Annotated in this window: 2 protein-coding genes and 2 pseudogenes; all 4 read right to left on the bottom strand. The window is 75.3% G+C overall.

The features are described 5' to 3' along the window. A partial coding sequence (locus EAO70_RS04100; protein WP_410091026.1) for an FAD-dependent monooxygenase occupies window positions 1–238 on the bottom strand: 238 nt, incomplete at its 3' end. A 56-nt stretch (window positions 239–294) separates the two neighbouring features. Then, window positions 295–543, bottom strand: a pseudogene (locus EAO70_RS04105) (DUF3417 domain-containing protein); the annotation flags it as partial. A gap of 127 nt (window positions 544–670) precedes the next feature. Further along, the gene (locus EAO70_RS04110) at window positions 671–1,186 is read right to left on the bottom strand and encodes an FAD-dependent monooxygenase (protein WP_261992651.1); all 516 of its coding nucleotides are present in this window, start codon (window positions 1,184–1,186) and stop codon (window positions 671–673) included. A gap of 76 nt (window positions 1,187–1,262) precedes the next feature. Further along, window positions 1,263–2,261 (bottom strand): annotated as a pseudogene (locus tag EAO70_RS04115) (FAD-dependent monooxygenase); the annotation flags it as partial. Between the last annotated feature and the right edge of the window lie 60 nt (window positions 2,262–2,321).

The raw sequence follows: 2,321 nt of genomic DNA on the forward strand, positions 1-2,321 counted from the left end.
CGAGGGCGTGGGCGAGGGAGCGGGCGTCGACGATCGACTGGGTCGCGCCGTTGGAGCCGATCGGGTACATGGCGTGGGCGGCGTCGCCGATGAGGGTGGTGCGGCCGTGCGTCCACCGGTCCAGGGGCTCGCGGTCGACCATCGGGTACTCGTACGCGGTGTCGGCGGCGCGCAGTACGTCGGGGACGCTGACGCCGTCGAACTCCCAGCCCTCGTAGAACGGGAGGAACGTCTCCACGGGGACCGGCCGGTTCCAGTCGCCCAGGAACCGCTCCTCGCCGGACGCCGTCCCGGAGCCCGGAGCCGGGCCAGGAAGTCCTGGTCGGCGGCGAGCGCGGCGAGCCGGGGGGCTTCGAGGGAGGCGAGGATCCGGACGGGGTCGGTGCCGCCGGACGGGGCGGGCCGGCCCGGGGGTTCGAGGGACTCGAAGAGGGCGCGGGTGGGTTCGTGCCAGGACCAGCGCAGGTTGTGCGCGAGTTCGGCGAGGGGTCGCAGGGTGTCGGGGAGGACGGGACGCACGGTGAATCGACGGATTGCCTTCACGCGTTCCACCTTCGCAGGCGAGTACGGAGCGGAGTGGACGCACCACGCTGTGCGTCCGTCGTTCCGCTCAGACGTTAGGGCACGGCGCCCCCGTCGTGCGACGGCGCACGGGAGCGCGGGGCGCGGGTCAGCCGGCGGCCGGGAGGCGGACCTCGTAGGGGGAGCCCTGGTTCACGGTCGCCGGGTCGAAGGCGCCGGTGGCGGCGTACCGGCGGGCGACGGCGGCGAGTTCCTCGGCGGGGATGACGTCGTGGATGTCGCCGAAGCCGTGCGGGGCGCGGGCGTGGGCGAGGTCGATGACGACCTCGGGGCCCTGCTCGCGGTTGGCCCGCTGGAGGGCGGTGGTGACGGGGCGGCGGTCCCGTTCGTACGCGGCGAGGGCGTCCTCGGGGTCGGCGTGGCGGGCGAGGGCGTGGGCGAGGGAGCGGGCGTCGACGATCGACTGGGTCGCGCCGTTGGAGCCGATCGGGTACATGGCGTGGGCGGCGTCGCCGATGAGGGTGGTGCGGCCGTGCGTCCACCGGTCCAGGGGCTCGCGGTCGACCATCGGGTACTCGTACGCGGTGTCGGCGGCGCGCAGTACGTCGGGGACGCTGACGCCGTCGAACTCCCAGCCCTCGTAGAACGGGAGGAACGTCTCCACGGGGACCGGCCGGTTCCAGTCGCCCAGGAACCGCTCCTCGCCGGACGCCGTCCCCGAGGGCGTGGGCGAGGGAGCGGGCGTCGACGATCGACTGGGTCGCGCCGTTGGAGCCGATCGGGTACATGGCGTGGGCGGCGTCGCCGATGAGGGTGGTGCGGCCGTGCGTCCACCGGTCCAGGGGCTCGCGGTCGACCATCGGGTACTCGTACGCGGTGTCGGCGGCGCGCAGTACGTCGGGGACGCTGACGCCGTCGAACTCCCAGCCCTCGTAGAACGGGAGGAACGTCTCCACGGGGACCGGCCGGTTCCAGTCGCCCAGGAACCGCTCCTCGCCGGACGCCGTCCCGGAGCCGCAGGTGCGCTCCGCCGGGCGGGCGAGCGCCCAGTTCACCAGGACCTCCCGGTCGGGTCCCGTCGGGCGGCCCATCGGGTAGACGACGGCCTTCTGCCGGTCGTCGCCGGCGATGAGCATGAACGATCCGACGGCGCGGGCCGGCATCCGGGAGACCCCGCGCCAGACCAGCATCCCGTTCCACGGCGGTTCGCCCTCCTCCGGGTGCAGCGCCGCCCGGACGGTGGAGCGGACGCCGTCGGCGCCGACGAGCAGGTCGGGTTCGAGGGAGGCGCGGCCGCGGACGGCGCCGTCCCGGTGTTCGAGCCGCAGCCGCGGCCGCCCGTCCGGGGTGGGGTCGAGGCCGCTCACCCGGACGCCGGTGACCAGGGCGGCGGGGCCGAGCCTGGCCCGTACGGCGCCGGCGAGGACCTGCTGGAGGTGGCCGCGGTGGACGGACAGCTGCGGCCAGAGGTAGCCCGCGCCGAGGCCGCGGGGCTCGCGGGATATCAGTCCGCCGGAGCGGTGGTAGTAGCGCAGTTCGCGGGTGCGCAGGGCGCCCGCCTCCAGGGCGTCGAGGAGGCCGAGCGCGTCCAGTTCGCGGACGGCGTTCGGCATCAGGTTGAGTCCGGCGCCCACCGGCCGGATCGCGGGTGCCGTCTCGACGACGGTGACCCGCTGGAAGCCGGCGGCGTGCAGGGAGAGGGCGGTGGTGAGGCCGGCGACGCCGCCGCCGGCGATCACGATGTGCGGGCTCTCCCGGTAGTCCGGCGCGGGGCGGCGGTGGGCCGGCGGGTACGCGGA

Origin of the sequence: Streptomyces sp. adm13(2018) (assembly GCF_008042145.1) — a bacterium.
Classification (GTDB): domain Bacteria; phylum Actinomycetota; class Actinomycetes; order Streptomycetales; family Streptomycetaceae; genus Streptomyces.